This window comes from Azohydromonas caseinilytica, assembly GCF_012927045.1.
In the GTDB taxonomy this organism is placed as follows: Bacteria; Pseudomonadota; Gammaproteobacteria; order Burkholderiales; family Burkholderiaceae_C; genus Azohydromonas; species Azohydromonas caseinilytica.
This window is the reverse complement of the sequence record NZ_JABBFW010000001.1, coordinates 630,455-647,173: the sequence shown is the minus strand read 5'-3', so window position 1 is coordinate 647,173 and position 16,719 is coordinate 630,455. Positions and strand designations below refer to the sequence as shown.

Below are 16,719 nucleotides of genomic sequence, written 5' to 3'. Positions count from 1 at the left end.
CTTCTGCTCGGTGACCAGCTTCACCGCCTCGGCACGGAACTCCGCCGTGTAGCTCTGATTCTTCTTCATCCTCTTGCCCGTCTGCTCTCTGTTCGAGGCGGGTGTCCACGGAAGTCAGGCTACCTCAGACTACGGCACCGCCATCGCTGCGTTCATCAGGAACAAGTCCAGCAAGTGGAGCTTCAGCAAGTCCTACTTCGAGCCCGAATTCAAGGGCGGCAATTTCGGGGTGGAGCAGTGCGTGCAGCAGTGAGGGCTGGAGGGAAGCCCCAGCGCACCGGGCCACCGCCGACGCTGCTTTAAGAAGCTAAGTCCTTGTCACGCAAGTATTGGCCGTACAAAACCCGAAATTGCGTTTCCAACGGCCAATCCGGTTCACTTACTCCATCCAGCTCTTGAACGCCGCCGCCCGCAGCCGCTGCGAGCTCACCGGGTCCTGCAGCCGCAGCTGGTGCGAGAGCTGCAGCATCTCGCCGCGCACGTCGGTGCTGTTCACGGCTTCGATGAAGCGCCGGGTCGCTCCCGCGAAGGCCTTCAGGCCGGCCAGGGCCTCGGGCAGGTGCAGGCGGCGGGCCACATCACGGACCCCGGGCAGATTGACGGCAAGACTCATGGCGCTTTCCTCCAGACAAGCAGGGCAGTTCTTCCAGCAGCCGCAACTTCCGTCGCGGTGCCTGCAGCTTAGGCCGGAACCTAGGGTTTTCCCGTAGCCAACACCCCACAAGCTGTAAAGCGATGTGAAGAACTGCGCGGCAGTTCCCACTCATGGGCCGGCGGCACCCCGAATGCCGTCCTCGGGCCGATGCTTTTCGCCCGCAAGGAGCCGCCATGCTTTCCATCGCCCAGCTCCAGTCCGTCGCCGACGAGATCCAGTCCGCCCGGGACGGCACCCGCCAGCTGCAGCCCTTCAGCGCCCGGCTGCCCGGCTTCGACCTGGGCGCGGCCTACGCCGCCGCCGCGCTGGGACACCAGGCGCGGCTGGCGCGCGGCGAGCGCCCGGTCGGCCGCAAGCTGGGCTTCACCAATCCGGACATGTGGGACCTCCACGGCGTGCGCGCCCCGGTGTGGGCTTGGCTGTACGAGGACAGCGTCTCGCAGCTCACTTCCGGCAGCGCCGTCTGTTCCTTGAGCCGCTTCGCCGAGCCCCGCATTGAGCCGGAGATCGTCTTTGGCCTGCGCGCCACGCCGCCGGCACGGGCCGACGAGGCGGCGCTGCTGGCATGCATCGAGTGGGTCGCGCACGGCTTCGAGATCGTGCAGTCGCACTTTCCCGGCTGGCGTTTCGAGGCCGCCGACACGGTGGTGGACCAGGCGCTGCACGGCACGCTGTTGATCGGCGCGCCGCTGTCGCCCGCCGCGCTGGGCCCCGACCCAGCCACGGCGCTGCGGGACTTCCGCGTGGAGCTGTGCTGCGACGGCGCGCCGCGCGAGACGGGGCAGGGCAGCAACGTGCTGGGCAGCCCGCTGGCGGCGCTGGGTCACCTGGTGGAGCTGCTGGCCGGCGAGCCCTCCGCCCCGGCGCTGCAGCCGGGCGACATCGTCACCACCGGCACGCTCACCACCGCGCTGCCGGTGCGCCCGGGCGAGCGCTGGAGCACGGCGCTGCGGGGTATTGCGCTGCCCGGGCTGGAAGTGGAGTTCAAGCCCTGAGCCTTTCCCTCGCCGCCATGCGTGCGTCAGCGGCGCCTTGGCAAGGTGCCCAAAGTCCAGGACGGAGCGCCAGGGCACGGCCTATAACCGTCTGGCGCCGGCACGAACGCTCTCTGTACCCAAGCCAGGCGCATCCTCACGGAGGAGGCGGCGATGGCACTCAGCAAGAAGTGGCTGGATACCGTGGAGCGTGGCATCGAGGACGTGCGCTGGGATGGCTACGACAAGGCCATCCAGACGGAAATTGCCGCCTACAACGCGCGCCTGTCCAGAACACCCGGCTACCAGCAGGTGGAGTGGCCGATCTTCAAGGCCATGCTGTGGACGGAAAGCGGCGGGCCCGACAACCCGTCCTGGAACGCGCGCGTGATGCAGATCGGCAATCCGGGCGACCCGGCCTACGACGTGCTGCGGCAGGGCCAGGAAGGCAGCGCCCTGGTCATGCCCGAGGACCTGAAGATCCTGCTGCGCGCCAGCGCGAACATCGACAAGCCGGAAGTCAATCTGCGGGCCGGCATCGCCTATCTCTTCACCAGGATGGCGCTCTACCGGATGGAGTCCGTCACCGCACCGGGTGCGGCGCTGCAGACCTACAAGGTGCAACTGGGGGACAGCTTCTCCAGCATCGCGAAGAAGCTGCAGACCACGGTGGCCCTTCTGGAAAAGCTCAACGCCGTGAAGCCGCAAGCCTTGAAGCCGGGCATGGAGCTGAAATATCAGAAGGCGTCGATGCAACAGGTGATTTCCGGCTGGCGGCCGTTTCGCAGCGCCATGATCGCGGACCGCTACAACGGCGGTGGCGATCCCGACTACGCCACGAAGCTGGATCATGTCCGGCTGAACCTCTTTCCCAAGCTGAAGCGATCATGAGCAGCGTCGGTGCACTGTGCTGTGTCCTTGCCCTCCTGACGGGCACGGCCGGCGCCGCGCCCGCCGCCGAGGCGCCGCTGGACGACCGCAGCCGCCTCGTGAAGGCGCTGCGCGCGGCCGGTGAGCTGCATCCGGAACGGGGCCTGGTCCACGTCAGCCACACCTGCGACCTGCTGATCGATGGGCAGCGTTACCCGGTGGCCGACGTGCGGGAGCTGGTGCGCGGCGCCGCCACCGCGCGCGGCGTCAACCGCATCGTGCTGCTGTCCTCCGCCTTGCGCCCGGTGCGGCGCGTGGCCTACGCGCAGGAACGCCCGCTGTGGTGCAGCGGCAACCGCCTCTACCTCCACGGCGCCGTGGCCGACGACGCAGGCGCCGAGGGCAACGTGCTGGTCTTCAGCGACGGCGGCCGGCGCGTCCGGGCGGAGAACGTGGACGTGAGCGACTGGCCCGTCTTCCCGGCGCGCTGACCCGTCCCGGCCGCCCCCGCCGCGCCCCGGCCTGAGTGCGGATTTCACGGCCCGGGCCCTTTTGCCGCACCCGCTGTGCGCTTCCCGAGGGCGCATCCCTTCGGCATCCACCAACATGCCTCTCCCGCCGGGCAGCGCTCCCGGCCCGGCCGCGCCCGCGTGCCGGCACGAGGTTCCAGGAGAGGAGAAGCCATGAAGAAGATCGCCATCGCCTGCCAGGGCGGGGGTTCCCACTGCGCCTTCACCGGCGGCGTGCTGGCCGCGCTGCTGCGCCAGGTGCGCGTGGACGACGAGCACCGCCTCGTGCTCGACGGCCACGAGATCGTGGGCCTGAGCGGCACGTCGGGCGGCGCCGTCAGCGCCTACCTGGCCTGGCTGGACCTGCTGCGCCTGCGCGCGGGCCAGCGCCTGGCCGACGACGCGCCCCTGGCCGTGGAGCGCTTCTGGCGCGGCAACACCGCGCAGCTCTTCGGCCGCTTCCCCTACGACCTGCTCACCAACCTGACCGTGGTCGGCCTGGCCAGCCTGGAAGGCACGCTGCCCACGCTGGCGTCCACGCCCAACGCCGCCACGCGCGCCATCCAGGCCCACATGAAGGCGCAGATCGAGGCCGCCGCCGGCGACCTCTCCTTCCTGCAGCCCATCCTGGAGGCCGAAGGCAGCCTGCAACCCGCCCGCGCCAAGGCACTGCGGCCGGCGCCGGGCAACTTCCCGGTGCTGCTGCTGGGCGCGGCCAACGTCAACCAGGGCACCTTCGAGCCCTTCATCGGCACGCCCAGCCACCCGCCCAGCACTGACCAGATCGTCGCCTCCACCGCGCTGCCCGACGTCTTCCCCTCGGTGGGCATCGCCACGCCGACGAAGACCGCGCGCCACGGCGCCGCGGCCGAGGGCGAGGACGCGCCGGCCACCGCCTACTACTGGGACGGGCTGCTGTCGCAGAACCCGCCCATCAGCGACTTCCTGGGCTTCGCCGACCGCGCCGCCAAGCCCGACGAGATCTGGATCGTGCGCATCAACCCGGTGGCGCGGCGCAACGGCGCCGGGCGCATCGCCATCGAGCCGCCCACCCGCGCCACCGAGATCGCCGACCGCCGCAACGAGCTCGCCGGCAACCTGTCGCTGGAGCAGGAGAAGCGCTTCATCCGCCGCGTCAACGCCATGCACGACAAGGGCGCGCTCTCGGCCGCCGGGCGCAACCGCTACAAGAAGGTGGCGCTGTGGGGCATCTCGCTCGACGGCTGGAGCGACGTGCCCGAGGACGAGCGCCAGCCCGAGGGCGGCTGGCGCGAGGTCAGGCTCAAGACGCGGCGCATGCACACCCAGGTACTGGACTACGCCACCAAGCTGCTGCGCAGCCCGCTGTTCCTGGCCGAGCTGGACGCGCTGGGGCGCGAGGCGGCGCAGGAGTTCCTGGAGCATCGCCGCGCGCTGCGCGAGGGCGTTGAGCCGGCTGCGGCTGCCACTGCTGTGGCCGGGGCGCAGGCTGCAACGACGGTCTGATACCGATTCCACTTTGGTCGTGAAATGACCCGTTCGTACTGAGGTATCGAAGTACGAATCCGAGAGGCTGCGATGGCGGCACCACGGTAGGGGCCGTTCATCCTTCGATACCTCAGGACGAACGGAATTACTTCACTCAAAAGCGAGAAGTGGAATGAGAAAAGGCCCGGTCGAAGCCGGGCCGCCGCTTCCCCTCGCCCGCAACGCGGGAGAGGGGCTGGGGTGAGGGCTGCGGCTCGGCTCGTAACGCTGCCTGCGGCAGCGCCCCCTCAGCGCGTCGTGAAGCTCCACCCCGCCTCGTACGGCACGCTGCCGTTGCGGCCCGCGAAGCGCACCGTGTAGCGCGCGCCCGCGGCCAGCGGCGCCAGCGGCACCAGGAACACCTCGCCCGGGCGCAGGTGCGACTGCGGGTCGGCGCTGGTGCCGGCGGTGTCGCGGCCGATGAGCCGGGCCGGCACCGCGCTGCCGTTGGCGTCCTGCAACGTGAAACTGCTGACCGCGTAGCCGGCGGCGTCGCTGCTGCCCTGCGCGCGCATGGACACGAACACCGGCTGCCCGACGCGGCGGCTGCCCACGTCGGGCATCGGGTTGGGCAACTCCGTGGCCGGCGCGAAGCTGGTGGCCACGCCGCTTTGCCCGGGGTAGGGATAGGTCACGGCCACGCCGCCGGGGCGCTGCTGCGGCGCCGTGCCCCAGCGCACGCCGAAGTTGAAGACGCAGCCGTTGAGCTTGCCGCCCACCGGCCCGTAGGCCACGCCCATGTCGCGCTGCTCGCCCATCAGGCCGGCGAGGTGGTAGACGCTGGACAGCAGCAGGTCCAGGCACTGCATCGGCGTGAACGAGGTGCCCCAGGCCAGGTCCTCGCTCACCAGCTGGAAGACGTAGCCGGCCGCCTCGGCGCGGCGCCCGATGCTCGCGCCGGTGAAGCCGGGCTGACCCTGCACCTCCGCGTGGCCGGCGCTCACGCCGTTGAGCCGCAGGTAGTTCAGGTGCGCCGCGGCCGAGGCATCGAGCCGCGTGTCGCGCAGCACCACGCCGGCGCCCGCACCCAGCCGCAGCGTGTTGAGCTGCTCGTACAGCGTGCGCTGCTCGGCGCTGGCGTAGCCGGAGGCCGGCACGCTCGGGTTGACGGGCGTGGGCGACACCGCCGGCGTCCCGTCGTCGCCACCCCCGCCGCCGCAGGCGGCAAGCAGGGCAGCGGCCAGGGCGCAGGCGGCCAGACGAGAACGGTGCATCAGGCGTCGATCGGGCATGGGTGGCTGAAGGAAGTGGCGGGAGAAACGGCGCGCGGCATCAGCCGCACGGCCGCTGCCCATGATGGCCGAGGCAGGGGCGCGGCGCGGGCGGGGCCGCCAACGCTAGGGCAGGCGTTTTGCTGGCGAATGGCCGCGCGGCGCCGTCGGTTGTTTCGTCGCCATCCCGGCTTGCACCGGGACGGCGACTTGGTGGGCTGGCGGCCCGCATCACGGCGAGCGCGTTGCATTGGTCAGCAATTCTGTACAAAACTCCCAATCATTGGGAGATTTGTCCAGGCAAGCTGAACAATCCGGCCGCGTGCCGCTACCTTACTTCACCAGCGCCCGCACTGCGCTGAAGCCGCCGTCCACGGGCAGCACCTGGCCGGTGACGCGGGCGGCGTGGGCCGACAGCAGCCAGGCGATGGCCTCGGCCACGTCCTCGGGGCGCTGCACGCCGCCCAGCGGCACCTGCCGCGCCGCGGCCTCGCGCATGGCGGGCACGCTCAGCAGGCCCAGGGTCATGGGCGTGGCGGTCATGCCCGGGGCCACGGCGTTGATGCGCAGGCCCAGCGGCGCGTAGGTGGCGGCGGCGCCGCGCACCAGCGCCTCCACGCCGCCCTTGGCCGCGGCGATGGCCTCGTGGTTGGCCACGCCGATGCGCGCCACCACGCTGGACACCAGCACCGCCGCGCCCGGCCGCCCCGCGCCGCGCAGCGGCTCGATCCAGGCCTGCAGCATGTACAGCGCGCTTTCCAGGTTCACGCGCAGCAGTTCGCGCATCTGCTCGGCCGGGCTGCGGTGCAGCGGCGCGATCAGCGTGCTGCCCACGCAATGCGCCAGCAGCGTGGGCGCGCCGCCCAGGGTGCTCCAGCACGCGGCCACGGCGGTGGCGGCACCGTCGGGCGTGGTGGTGTCGGCGGCGATGCGGGCGTCGGCCTCGACGTCGGCCAGGCGCGCCGCGTCGCGCCCCACGGCGGCGACGCGGTGTCCTTGCGCGCGCAACTGCGCCACCACCGCGCGGCCGATGCCGCCGCGCGCGCCCGTCACCAGCGCCACCTGGGGCGCCGCAAGGTCTGCAGGGGTCAAGCTCATAGCTACTCCGGTTCGATTGCTCCAGGGGCCGGCGGCTCGCCCTGCCGCGGCGCGCCGGTCCCGTCTCCCGGGCCTCCTGGCAAACCGCGTCCCCGCCCGTCCGGGCCGGGGGCGCCCTGCACCCGGTTCACTCAGCGTCCCGGTGCGCGCGCATCGGCCGTGGCCGGCACGATCGCCGCCGCCAGGGCGCGGCCGGACAGCCACGCGCCTTCCACGCCGGCGCCGGTGAAGAAGTCGCCGCACACGCCCAGGCCCAGCGCGGCGTCCCACCAGCAGGGCTTGCCGGCGGCGTCGGTGCGGCGCGGGGCAAGGGCGTAGCGCCAGCGGTGCACCGCCACGTGGGCCCAGCGCGGCGTGCGCCCCAGCTCGCGCGCCAGCGCCTCCTGCAGCGCGCTTTGCACGCTGTCGCTCGCGCTCTCCAAGAAGGTGGCGCTCCACTCCGCCGTGGCATGCACCACCCAGCGCGTGAGCCCGTCGTCCTCGGCGGCGCGGCCGGGCTTGGAGGCATTGCGCACGATCCAGGCCAGCGGCCCGCGCTGCGGCCAGGCGGCGTCCCAGGGCGGCGGCGTGCCGCCCTCGGCGCCCATGAGGGTCCAGCAGGGCTGCATCGGCACGCTCCAGGCCTGGCGCGCCCAGTCGTCGCGGTGCAGCGCCAGCAGCACCGCGGCCTGCGCCGGCGGCATGGCCAGCACCACGGCGTCGAACACGCCGTCGCCCACCATGTCCCCTTGGCTCAGCAGCCGCCAGCCGCCGTCGCGGTCGCGCACCAGCTCGTCCACGGTGCACGAGCGCGTGAGCGGCAGCCCCGCCGCGAGATGCCGGCACAGCGCGGGCATGTCGGGCGTGGCCACCCAATGGGCGAGGCCGTCGAGGTTTGCATGACTGCCGGGCGCCATCACGGGCTCCCAGCGCCTCAGGACGCCGTCCCCGACGGCCTCATCGATGAATGCGCGAAACGCCGCCGAGCGCGCACTGAACGCCGGGGCGCCATGGTCAAAGGCGGCGCGGTGCACGGCGCCGTCGGTGTCGATCCATTCCACGCGCCGCGTCGCCATGCGCCCGCCCACGCCGCGCGACTTGTCGAACAGTTGCACCGCGCAACCGGCCTCGCTCAGGCGCCGGGCGCAGGTGATGCCGGCCAGGCCGGCGCCGACCACCGCCACGCGCGGCGGCCGGGCTGGAACGTACACGGAGGAGGACATGCGCCCACTGTACGCATTACCTGTTCAAATACGATTCGAAGTGTTCAATGCCTGACACTGCGCCGCTCATAATCCGATTCAACCCCGATTCACGAACAAGAAGGACGGCCATGGCTGATGACTCCGATTCCGCGGCGTTGCCCTTGGCGGCCGATGCCGACCTCGATGCGGGTGACGACGGGATGCCGCGCTACCGCAGCGGCGCGGTGGCGCGGATGCTGCGCATGCCGGTGGCGACGCTGCGCATCTGGGAGCGGCGCTACAACGTGGCCTCGCCGGCCACCTCGCCCTCGGGGCACCGGCTGTACTCGGCCGCGGACGTGAAGCGGCTGGCGCTGCTGCGCCAGCTCACCGCGCTGGGCCATGCCATCGGCTCGCTGGCGGGGCTGGACCTGAATGCGCTGCACCAGGTGGCGGCCACGCATGCCGGCGTGCTGTCGGCGCCGCGCCGTGCGCCGCTGGGCCTGCCCGCGGCGGAAGCCCCGGCGCTGGCGGAATCCCGGGTGGACGCGGCCGTGGCGCCGCTGCTCCCGGCCGTGCCGCGCGCGGACGAGGCGGCGCTTGCCGGCTCAGCGCTGCACGCCGGGGCCGGCGTCGCCGATGGTTCCGGCGGGCCGGGCCGCGCTGAGGCCCCGGCCCGGCCGGCGCCGGCGGACGGCGCGGACGTGGCCGGAGCGGTTTCTTCCCGGGCCGGTGCCAGTCCCGCGGCGCCCTGGCGGGTGCTGGTGGTGGGCGCGGCGCTGGCGCGGCGGCTGGAGCGCGCGCCGCTGCGGCAGCGGCTGGCCCGGCCGCTGGAGGTGGTGCAGGTGTGCGAGACGCTGGAGGAGGCGGCGCGCGCGCCGGCGCTGGCCGCCGCCGAGGCGCTGCTGGTGCAGTGCGCCGCGCCGCGCCCGCAGGACCTGCCGCTGCTGCAGGCGGTGGCGCAGGGCTGCGGCGCGCAGCGCATGCACCTGCTCTACGGCTTCGCGGCCTCGGCGCTGTGCGCGTCCTTCGAGGCCGCGGGCGTGGCGCTGCTGCGCGCGCCGCAGGACGATCGCGCGCTGGCGACCTGGCTGCAGGGTTCGTGCTCGCCGCTGGAGCTGCCGCTGGTGGTGGCGCCGCGGCGCTGGGACGACGCCGCGCTGGCCGACTTCGCCGGGCTGTCCAGCACCATCAGCTGCGAGTGCCCGCGCCACGTGGCGGAGCTGCTGATGCAGCTCTCCAGCTTCGAGGCCTACAGCGCCGAATGCGCCCAGCGCTCCCCGGCCGACGCCGCGCTGCACACCTACCTGGGCCAGGTCTCGGGCACGGCGCGCGCGCTGTTCGAGCAGGCGCTGGAGCGGCTGGCGACGCAGGAGGGGCTGACGCTGCCCGGCCTCACAAATCGTTGATCCGCGCGATCTTGGTGCCCTCGATCGTCAGGTTGTACATGAGGCCCACGTTGGTCATGGCGAAGGCGGCGACGTCGCTGCGGATCGAGTTGGTGTCCACCTCGCCGTTGGCGCCGACCTTGGCCACGGCCACCGAGGCGTCGGCGCCGGCGGTCCAGCCGTTGCTGTTGCGGAACTTGTCCAGCGCCTCCTGGGTGAGGAAGGCGATCACCACCGCCTTGGATTGCGCCCCGGCCTGGAAGCCGAAGGAGCCGCTGGCGGCGCGGTAGTAGCCCTCGTTGCGCCCGCCCGTGCGCAGCACGCCCTCGCCGTACTCGCCGCCCACCACCAGGCCGGCGGCCAGGATGCGGGGGAAGATCAGCAGCCCGCGCGCCTTGGCGGTGAGCTCGCGCGAGCCGCGCACCTGGTCGTGCAGCCGCGCCAGCGTGGCGTCGGCGGCGGTGTCGATCTCGCGGCGGCGCGTCTCGGGCGACTTGTCGTCGCCGCCGCGCGTCACGGCGCAGCCCGAGGCCAGCAGCAGCGGCGCGGCGGCCAGGGCGCCGAGCAGGCCGCGGCGGGCAGGGTTGGCACCGGACAGGAGAAGCGGGGAGGGGCTGCGGTTCATCACGAAGTCCTTTCTGCGTTGTTGCCGACGATGGTTTTGCCGGCAGGGCGCGCGGATGTTCCGACGGCGCGCGGCTGCCATCGTGAACGGGGCAAGCCGGTTGCCCGTGCACCGGCCATGCCACCCTGGGCACCATGGGCCCGGCCCGCCGGGCGCACCATGCCGGGATGCCTTCCACCGCGCCCGTGGCCCTGTTCGGTGCCTATGACCGCCACAACTTCGGCGACCTGCTGCTGGCGCGCGTGGCGATGCGGCTGCTGCGCGGGCAACCCGTGTGCTGCGCCGGCCTGGCCGCGCGCGACCTGCGCGCCAGCGGCGGCCCTCGGGTGCGCCCGCTGGCCGGGCTGGCACCGTCCGCGCCGCTGCCGCTGCTGCACGTGGGCGGGCAGCTGCTCAGCTGCAGCGCCTGGCAGGCCGCCGCCATGCTGATGCCGCCCGATGACGAGACCATGGCCACCATCGCCTGGCTGTCGCGCCGGTCGCTGGCGCGCCGGCGCTGGGCGCGCGCCGCGCTGGGCCTGGAGGACCACGCCCCCTACCTGCTGCCGCGCGCGCTGGCGGGCCGCTTCGCGCCGGTGCTGGCCCTGGGCCTGGGCGGCGCCGGGCTGGAACAGTGCCCGCGCCGCATGCGCGCCGAGGTGATGGACAAGCTGCGCCGCATGCAGCGCGTGGCCGTGCGCGACCGCGCCACCCAGGCACTGCTGCGCGAGGCCGGCATCGAGGCGCTGCTGCTGCCCGATCCGGCGGCGTTGACGGCGCAACTCTTCGGGCCGCTCATCCGGCGCCGCGCGCGCCATGGCGAGGTGGCGGCGCTGCGCGCGCGCTTCAGCGGCGGCTATCTGGCGGTGCAGATCGCCGCCGAGTTCGGCGACGACGCCACGCTGGACGCGCTGGCGGCGGCGCTGGACGCGGTGGCGCTGCGGCGCGGGCTGGGCGTGGCGCTGTTCCTGGCCGGCGTCGCGCCGTGGCACGACGACGCGGCCGTGCTGCGGCGCCTGGCGGCACGGCTGCGCGCGCCGGCGGCGCTGCTGGACTCGATCCACCTGTGGGATATCTGCGCGCTGCTGGCCCAGAGCGCCGGCTACTGCGGCAGCAGCCTGCACGGCCGCATCGTCGCCACCGCCTTCGGCCGCCCGCGCCTGAACCTGCTGCCGCCGCAGACCGGCCTGGGCATGGAGTCCGCCAAGCACCGGGCCTACGTGGACAGCTGGGAGTTTCAACCGCCGGGCTGCGTGGCGGTGGGCGATGCCGGGGAGGCGCTGGAGGCGGCGCTGGCGGTGGAGGAGGGGACGCTGCGCGCGCAGGGGGAGGCGCTGGCGCGGGCAGTGCTGGAAGGGTTCGAGCGGGAGTTCAGGCCGTGGATCGAGGGTGGGTGCTGAAACGCGGGCCGACCCTCACCCCGCCATCCGCACCACCCCGCCTTCCTCCACAACCACCCCATCCGCGATCAGCCGCTGCACCGTCTCCTCGGCAAAGCGCTTTACGTCCTCGGCGCTGGCGTGCTCCCCCGGCGCGCGCCGCAGCACCGGCGTCTGCGTGATCCAGTGCTGCAGCGCCTCGCGCGGCAGGGCGCGCTGCGCCATCAGGTGGTACGTCACGAGGGCGCGGGTGGCGTACTGGTGGTGCCGGTCCGGCGCGGCCATGAAGGCGTCCAGCCGCCGCCGCGAGGCCGACAGTGCCGCGGCCACGTCGGTGAAGGCCTCACCATGGCCGGGCAGCACCAGGCGCGGCGCCAGGCGCTCGATCAGGTCCAGCGCGCGCTGTGCCTCCTCGAAGCCCGATTCGCCGACCAGCTCCGGGAAGATGATCGCCAGCCGCTGCTCCCACAGCGCGTCGCCGCTGATGAGCGTGCGGGTCACGGGCTCGAACAGCACCACGGCGTCCGGGTCGTGGCCGGGCGTGGCGTGGATCTCCCAATCGTGCGGGCCCAGCCGCACCGTGTTGCCCGGCGCCAGGAAGCCGTGCACCTCGAAAGGCTCGTAGCGCTGGTCCATGGCGTGGAAGCCCAGCGCCTGCGCGTTCCAGGGCCGCACATGCGGCGCGTAGCCCAGCGGCACGCTCAGGCGCGCCCGCGGCCAGCGCCGCAGCAGCGCGGCGTTGCCGCCGCAGTGGTCGGAGTGCAGGTGCGTGTTGAGGATGCGGGCCAGCGGCCGCTCGCCCAGCGCGTGCTCCAGCAGCGCCAGCGTCTGCGCCCCGTGCGAGACGTAGCCGCTGTCCACCACCGCCGCGCCTTGCTCGCCGCTGTCGGGGAACAGCACGTTGTTGGCCGAGAGCCAGCCGCGCACGAAGAGCTGGGCGCCGAGCGCGCGCAGGGTATCGGCAGGGGTGGAGGAAGCGATAGGTACGGCGGACATGCGGCGCGGGCCTCTCAAGCGGTGGGACAAGGCCGCGCGAGGATAGCCGCCACCCGCGTGCGCCTGCGGCGCGGGGCCATGCCCGCGCCCTGGCTGCCCACCGCACACCAGGACCGGCGCCTCACCGAGCGGCGCCACTCCTGGCGCGAGCCGCGTACGCCGGGCTCGTCAACGGCCGTCGCGAGCGGTGCTTTGTCACGCAAGACGGCGCGAATTTGTATCAATCTCCGGCGCTCAGGGTCCGAAAGAACAGGGGCAGTTGTCGCGGAGCCGAAGCCGGCTCCTGTCCGCACCAACCCCTACAGGTGGCCCCATGCCCTCGCGCCCCAAGAAGTTCTCGTCCCCGCTGCTGGCCGTCGCGGCCGCTGTATTCATGGCCCTGCACGCGGCACCGGCCGCGGCCTTGCAGCGTCCCGGCGCCGCCCCGGCGGCGGCGGCCGACCTCACCGACCGGCTGATCGTCAAGTACCGCAGCGCCACCACCGCCACCGCGCCCTCGGCCGCGGCGCTGCAGCGCGCCAGCAACGCGGCCCAGGGCCGCGGCCTCAAGCTCGGCCACCTGCGCCGCCTCGGCAACGGGGCGCATGTGCTCAAGCTCGATCGCGCGCTGCCGCCGGCGCAGCTGCAGTCGCTGATCGATGAGCTGCGCAACGGCGACGCCGACGTGGAGTACGCCGAGGCCGACCTGTGGATGCGTGCACAACTGCAGCCCAATGACGCGATGTACGCGCAGCAGTGGGATCTTTTCGAGGCCACCGCCGGCCTGAACCTGCCCACGGCCTGGGACAAGTCCACCGGCGCGGGCGTGGTGGTGGGCGTGATCGACACCGGCGTGCGCCCGCATGCCGACCTGCAGCCCAACCTGCTGCCGGGCTACGACTTCATCAGCGACACCACGCTGGTGGCCAACGACGGCAACGGCCGCGACGCCGACCCCGCCGACCCCGGCGACTGGACCACCTACGGCCAGTGCTACAGCGGCTCGCCCGCGGCCAACAGCAGCTGGCACGGCACGCACGTGGCCGGCACCATCGCCGCCGTGACCCACAACGCCACCGGCGTGGCGGGCGTGGCCTTCGGTGCCAAGGTGCTGCCGGTGCGCGCGCTGGGCCGCTGCGGCGGCTACACCTCGGACATCGCCGACGCCATGGTCTGGGCCGCGGGCGGCAGCGTCGTCGGCGCGCCGGCCAATCCCACGCCGGCACGGGTGCTCAACCTGTCGCTGGGCGGCACGGGCGCCTGCCCCACCACCTACCAGAACGCCATCAACACCGCGCGCTCGCTGGGCACGGTGGTGGTGGTGGCCGCGGGCAACTCCAACGTCGATGCGCTCAACAGCGCGCCGGCCAACTGCGCCGGCGTGGTGACGGTGGCGGCGGTGAACCGCAGCGGCGGCAAGGCGTCCTACTCCAACTACGGCAGCGTGGTGGACCTGGCAGCCCCGGGCGGCGACAGCGGCGCGGGCATCCTGTCCACCCTCAACACCGGCACCACGACGCCGGGCGCCGACAGCTACGCGGCCTACATGGGCACCTCCATGGCCACGCCGCACGTGGCCGGCGTGGCGGCGCTGATGCTCGCGGCCAACCCGAGCCTCACGCCCGACCAGGTCGAGGAGCGCCTCAAGGGCGCGGTGCGCCCCTTCCCGGCCGCGTGCGGCGGCTGCGGCACGGGCCTGCTGGACGCCAACGCCGCGGTGGACGCGGCCCTGGGTGGCGGCACCGTGACGCCGCCGCCCCCGCCGCCGCCGGCCCCGAGCACCGTGGCGGAAGTGGAGCCCAACAACAGCGTCACCGCGCCGCAGTCCCTGAACACGCTGCCGGTGACGGTAAACGGGACCATCGCCTCGTCCACCGACCGCGACCACTACAAGGTGCTGATCCCGGCCGGCGGCCGCATCACGGCCAGGCTCACGCCCAACGCCAGCTCCAACTACGACCTCTACTTCTACAGCGCCACCGGCACGCAGCTGGGCTACAGCGCCTCGTCGGGCTCGCTGGCGGAGCAGATCACCATCACCAACGGCGGCAGCACCGTGTACACGCTGGTGCTGCAGGTGCGCCGCATCAGCGGCCTGACCGGCAGCACCGGCACCTACACGCTGTCGGTGAGCCCCAATTGAGGCCCTGAAGCCGGCCCGGCGCCCCGGGGCGCCGCGGTCCAGGGCGGCAGCGGCCCTGGATTGCCTGGAACAGCTGGGCAATGGCCCCACTGAGTGGGGCTTTTGTTTGGGCAGGCTGACCCATTGACCGGCGCCGTTGGCGCAAGGCAGACGAGGCGGCGCACTGCGGCGCAGGCCATCGCCCGCCGTCCCTTACACCTGCTGCACTCCCTTTCACCTGGGCGGGCCTCTCCCGGCATGCCCCTCGTGCACCGCCCCGGAACCACGGCGGCCCGCCCCGCGCGGCGCCCCGTGCACCTGGAGGAACCGGAACCCGGCGGTTGACCGGACCGCCCCGGGGGCCTTCACTGGCTGCCTACCATGCCGCCCCTCGCGCCCGGGTCACCGGGCGGCCTGCCGCTGCCGGCAGGCACTGCCCGCCCGGCGGGCGGCTTTCCTGGCCCCGCATCACCTCCAGGTCCCATGCCCAAGAAGTTCCTCCCCCTCTCGCTCGCCACCCTGGCCGCCCTGCCGCTGCTTGCCGCCGCCTTCGAGCGTGCCGATGCCCCGACCGCCGCGGCGTCCGCGCCCCTGTCGGCCGCCGAGCGGGCCGCGGCGGCGCCGACGGACCGGCTGATCGTCAAGTACCGCAGCGCCGCACGCGAAAGCGCCCCGTCGGCCGCCGCGCAGCTGCGCGCCGAGGCCGCCGTGCAGCGCCATGGCGTGCGGCTGTCGCATGTGCGGCGCCTGGCCGACGGCGCGCACGTGTTCCGGCTGGACCGGCCGCTGCCCGCGGCGCAGCTGCGCCAGATCGGCGAGGACCTGCGCAACGGCAACGCCGACGTCGAGTACGTCGAGCCCGATGCGCTGATGCAGCCTCAGTTCGAGCCCGACGACGCGCGCTACGCGCAGCAGTGGGCGCTGTCCGAGGCCACGGCCGGCATCCGCGCCCCCACGGCCTGGGACAAGTCCCGCGGCGCCGGCGTGGTGGTGGCGGTGATCGATACCGGCATGCGCCCGCACGCGGACCTGCTGCCCAACCTGCTGCCCGGGCGCGACCTCATCACGGACACCTTCATCGCCCGCGACGGCGACGGCCGCGACGCCGACCCGGCCGACCCCGGCGACTGGGTCAGCGCCGGCCAGTGCTACGGCGGCTCGCCGGCGCGCAAGAGCAGCTGGCACGGCACGCACGTGGCGGGCATCGTCGCCGCGGTGACCAACAACGGCGCCGGCGTGGCGGGCGTGGCTTTCGGCGCCCGCGTGCTGCCGGTGCGCGTACTGGGGCGCTGCGGCGGCTACACCTCGGACATCGCCGACGGCATGGTCTGGGCCGCGGGCGGCACGGTCAGCGGCCAGCCGGCCAACGCCACGCCGGCGCGGGTGCTGAACCTGTCGCTGGGCGGCGCGGGCAGCTGCAGCCGCACCTACCAGAACGCCGTGGCGACGGCGCGCTCGCTGGGCGCGGTGGTGGTGGTGGCCGCGGGCAACGGCAGCTCGGACGTGAGCGGTTCGCAGCCGGGCAACTGCCCCGGCGTGGTGGCGGTGGCCGCGGTGAACCGCGCCGGCAGCCGCGCCTCGTACTCCAACCACGGCACGGCGGTGGACCTGGCGGCGCCGGGCGGCGACAGCGCCGCGGGCATCCTCTCCACGCTCAACGGCGGCAGCACCACGCCGGGCGCGGACAGCTATGCCGCCTACATGGGCACTTCCATGGCCACGCCGCATGTGGCGGGCACGGCGGCGCTGATGCTTGCGCGCAACCCGAGCCTGACGCCGGACGAGGTGGAGACGCGGCTGAAGAACTCGGCGCGGCCCTTCCCGGGCGCGTGCGGCGGCTGCGGCAGCGGGCTGCTGGACGCCAACGCCGCGGTGGACGCCGCCGGCGGCGCGCCGGCCCCGGTGGCGGTGGCGGAGGTGGAGCCCAATGACAACCTCGCCAGCGCCCAGCCGCTGTCGGCCCTGCCGGCGCTGGTGCAGGGCACGCTGCGCACCAGTGGCGACCTGGACCTCTACCGCGTGCAGCTCCCGGCCGGGGGCACCCTCACGGCGCGGCTGACGCCCAATCCCGAGGCCAACTACGACCTCGTCGCCGTGGACGGCAGCGGCGCGCGGCTGGCCATCAGCCAGCTCTCCGGCGCGCAGACCGACACGGTGAGCGTGCGCAACGGCGGCAGCGCCGCCATGAGCGTGGCGCTGCGCGTGCGCTGGGCCGCCGGCGCCACGGGGGCGTACCGGCTGGGGGTGGAGCTGAACTGAGACGCG

Annotated in this window: 14 protein-coding genes; 8 read left to right on the top strand and 6 right to left on the bottom strand. The window is 73.5% G+C overall.

Going from position 1 to position 16,719, the window contains the following annotated elements; genetic code table 11:
• Nucleotides 1-379: 379 nt before the first annotated feature.
• Nucleotides 380-613, bottom strand: coding sequence for a hypothetical protein (locus HHL10_RS03100; protein ID WP_169158839.1), 234 nt, complete (start codon nt 611-613; stop codon nt 380-382).
• A gap of 215 nt (nt 614-828) precedes the next feature.
• On the opposite strand from HHL10_RS03100, the gene HHL10_RS03095 reads away from it, so the two are divergent.
• The 4 genes from HHL10_RS03095 to HHL10_RS03080 all read left to right on the top strand — a co-directional run bounded on the left by HHL10_RS03095 (nt 829) and on the right by HHL10_RS03080 (nt 4,493).
• The gene (locus HHL10_RS03095; protein ID WP_169158838.1) at nt 829-1,650 is read left to right on the top strand and encodes a 2-keto-4-pentenoate hydratase; all 822 of its coding nucleotides are present in this window, start codon (nt 829-831) and stop codon (nt 1,648-1,650) included.
• 153 nt (nt 1,651-1,803) lie between these two features.
• Nucleotides 1,804-2,520: a LysM peptidoglycan-binding domain-containing protein gene (locus HHL10_RS03090; protein ID WP_169158837.1), complete on the top strand. Its 717-nt coding sequence runs from the start codon at nt 1,804-1,806 to the stop codon at nt 2,518-2,520.
• Nucleotides 2,517-2,990 carry a hypothetical protein gene (locus HHL10_RS03085; RefSeq protein WP_169158836.1) on the top strand — a complete coding sequence of 158 codons (474 nt, stop codon included), beginning with the start codon at nt 2,517-2,519 and terminating at the stop codon, nt 2,988-2,990. Before HHL10_RS03090 ends, HHL10_RS03085 begins: the two co-directional genes overlap by 4 nt.
• 192 nt (nt 2,991-3,182) lie before the next feature.
• The gene (locus tag HHL10_RS03080; protein WP_169158835.1) at nt 3,183-4,493 is read left to right on the top strand and encodes a patatin-like phospholipase family protein; all 1,311 of its coding nucleotides are present in this window, start codon (nt 3,183-3,185) and stop codon (nt 4,491-4,493) included.
• Nucleotides 4,494-4,762: 269 nt separating this feature from the next.
• Here HHL10_RS03080 and HHL10_RS03075 read toward each other — a convergent pair whose 3' ends face one another.
• The 3 genes from HHL10_RS03075 to HHL10_RS03065 form a co-directional block, all read right to left on the bottom strand.
• Nucleotides 4,763-5,746: a CAP domain-containing protein gene (locus tag HHL10_RS03075; RefSeq protein ID WP_169158834.1), complete on the bottom strand. Its 984-nt coding sequence runs from the start codon at nt 5,744-5,746 to the stop codon at nt 4,763-4,765.
• A 312-nt stretch (nt 5,747-6,058) separates the two neighbouring features.
• Complete coding sequence (locus tag HHL10_RS03070) at nt 6,059-6,823, bottom strand: SDR family NAD(P)-dependent oxidoreductase (RefSeq protein WP_169158833.1); 765 nt, start codon at nt 6,821-6,823, stop codon at nt 6,059-6,061.
• A 131-nt stretch (nt 6,824-6,954) separates the two neighbouring features.
• Nucleotides 6,955-8,025, bottom strand: coding sequence for an NAD(P)/FAD-dependent oxidoreductase (locus HHL10_RS03065; protein ID WP_169158832.1), 1,071 nt, complete (start codon nt 8,023-8,025; stop codon nt 6,955-6,957).
• A gap of 110 nt (nt 8,026-8,135) precedes the next feature.
• Between HHL10_RS03065 and HHL10_RS30380 the strand changes: the two genes are divergently transcribed.
• Complete coding sequence (locus HHL10_RS30380; protein WP_235971010.1) at nt 8,136-9,395, top strand: MerR family transcriptional regulator; 1,260 nt, start codon at nt 8,136-8,138, stop codon at nt 9,393-9,395.
• Here HHL10_RS30380 and HHL10_RS03055 read toward each other — a convergent pair.
• Nucleotides 9,382-9,999: a BPSL1445 family SYLF domain-containing lipoprotein gene (locus HHL10_RS03055; protein WP_169158831.1), complete on the bottom strand. Its 618-nt coding sequence runs from the start codon at nt 9,997-9,999 to the stop codon at nt 9,382-9,384. The genes HHL10_RS30380 and HHL10_RS03055 overlap by 14 nt on opposite strands.
• A 167-nt stretch (nt 10,000-10,166) precedes the next feature.
• Here HHL10_RS03055 and HHL10_RS03050 point away from each other — a divergent pair, with 167 nt between their 5' ends.
• Nucleotides 10,167-11,378 carry a polysaccharide pyruvyl transferase family protein gene (locus HHL10_RS03050; protein ID WP_169158830.1) on the top strand — a complete coding sequence of 404 codons (1,212 nt, stop codon included), beginning with the start codon at nt 10,167-10,169 and terminating at the stop codon, nt 11,376-11,378.
• Nucleotides 11,379-11,393: 15 nt separating this feature from the next.
• On the opposite strand, the gene HHL10_RS03045 is transcribed toward HHL10_RS03050, so the two are convergent.
• A complete protein-coding gene (locus HHL10_RS03045) occupies nt 11,394-12,353 on the bottom strand; it encodes an MBL fold metallo-hydrolase (protein WP_169158829.1) in 960 nt (319 codons plus the stop codon).
• Nucleotides 12,354-12,666: 313 nt separating this feature from the next.
• Here HHL10_RS03045 and HHL10_RS03040 point away from each other — a divergent pair, with 313 nt between their 5' ends.
• Both HHL10_RS03040 and HHL10_RS03035 read left to right on the top strand, forming a co-directional pair.
• A complete protein-coding gene (locus HHL10_RS03040; RefSeq protein WP_205832870.1) occupies nt 12,667-14,475 on the top strand; it encodes a S8 family peptidase in 1,809 nt (602 codons plus the stop codon).
• A 462-nt stretch (nt 14,476-14,937) separates the two neighbouring features.
• Nucleotides 14,938-16,713 (top strand): S8 family peptidase, encoded by a 1,776-nt coding sequence (locus tag HHL10_RS03035; RefSeq protein WP_169158828.1) that lies wholly within the window; start codon nt 14,938-14,940, stop codon nt 16,711-16,713.
• The last annotated feature ends 6 nt before the right edge of the window (nt 16,714-16,719 follow it).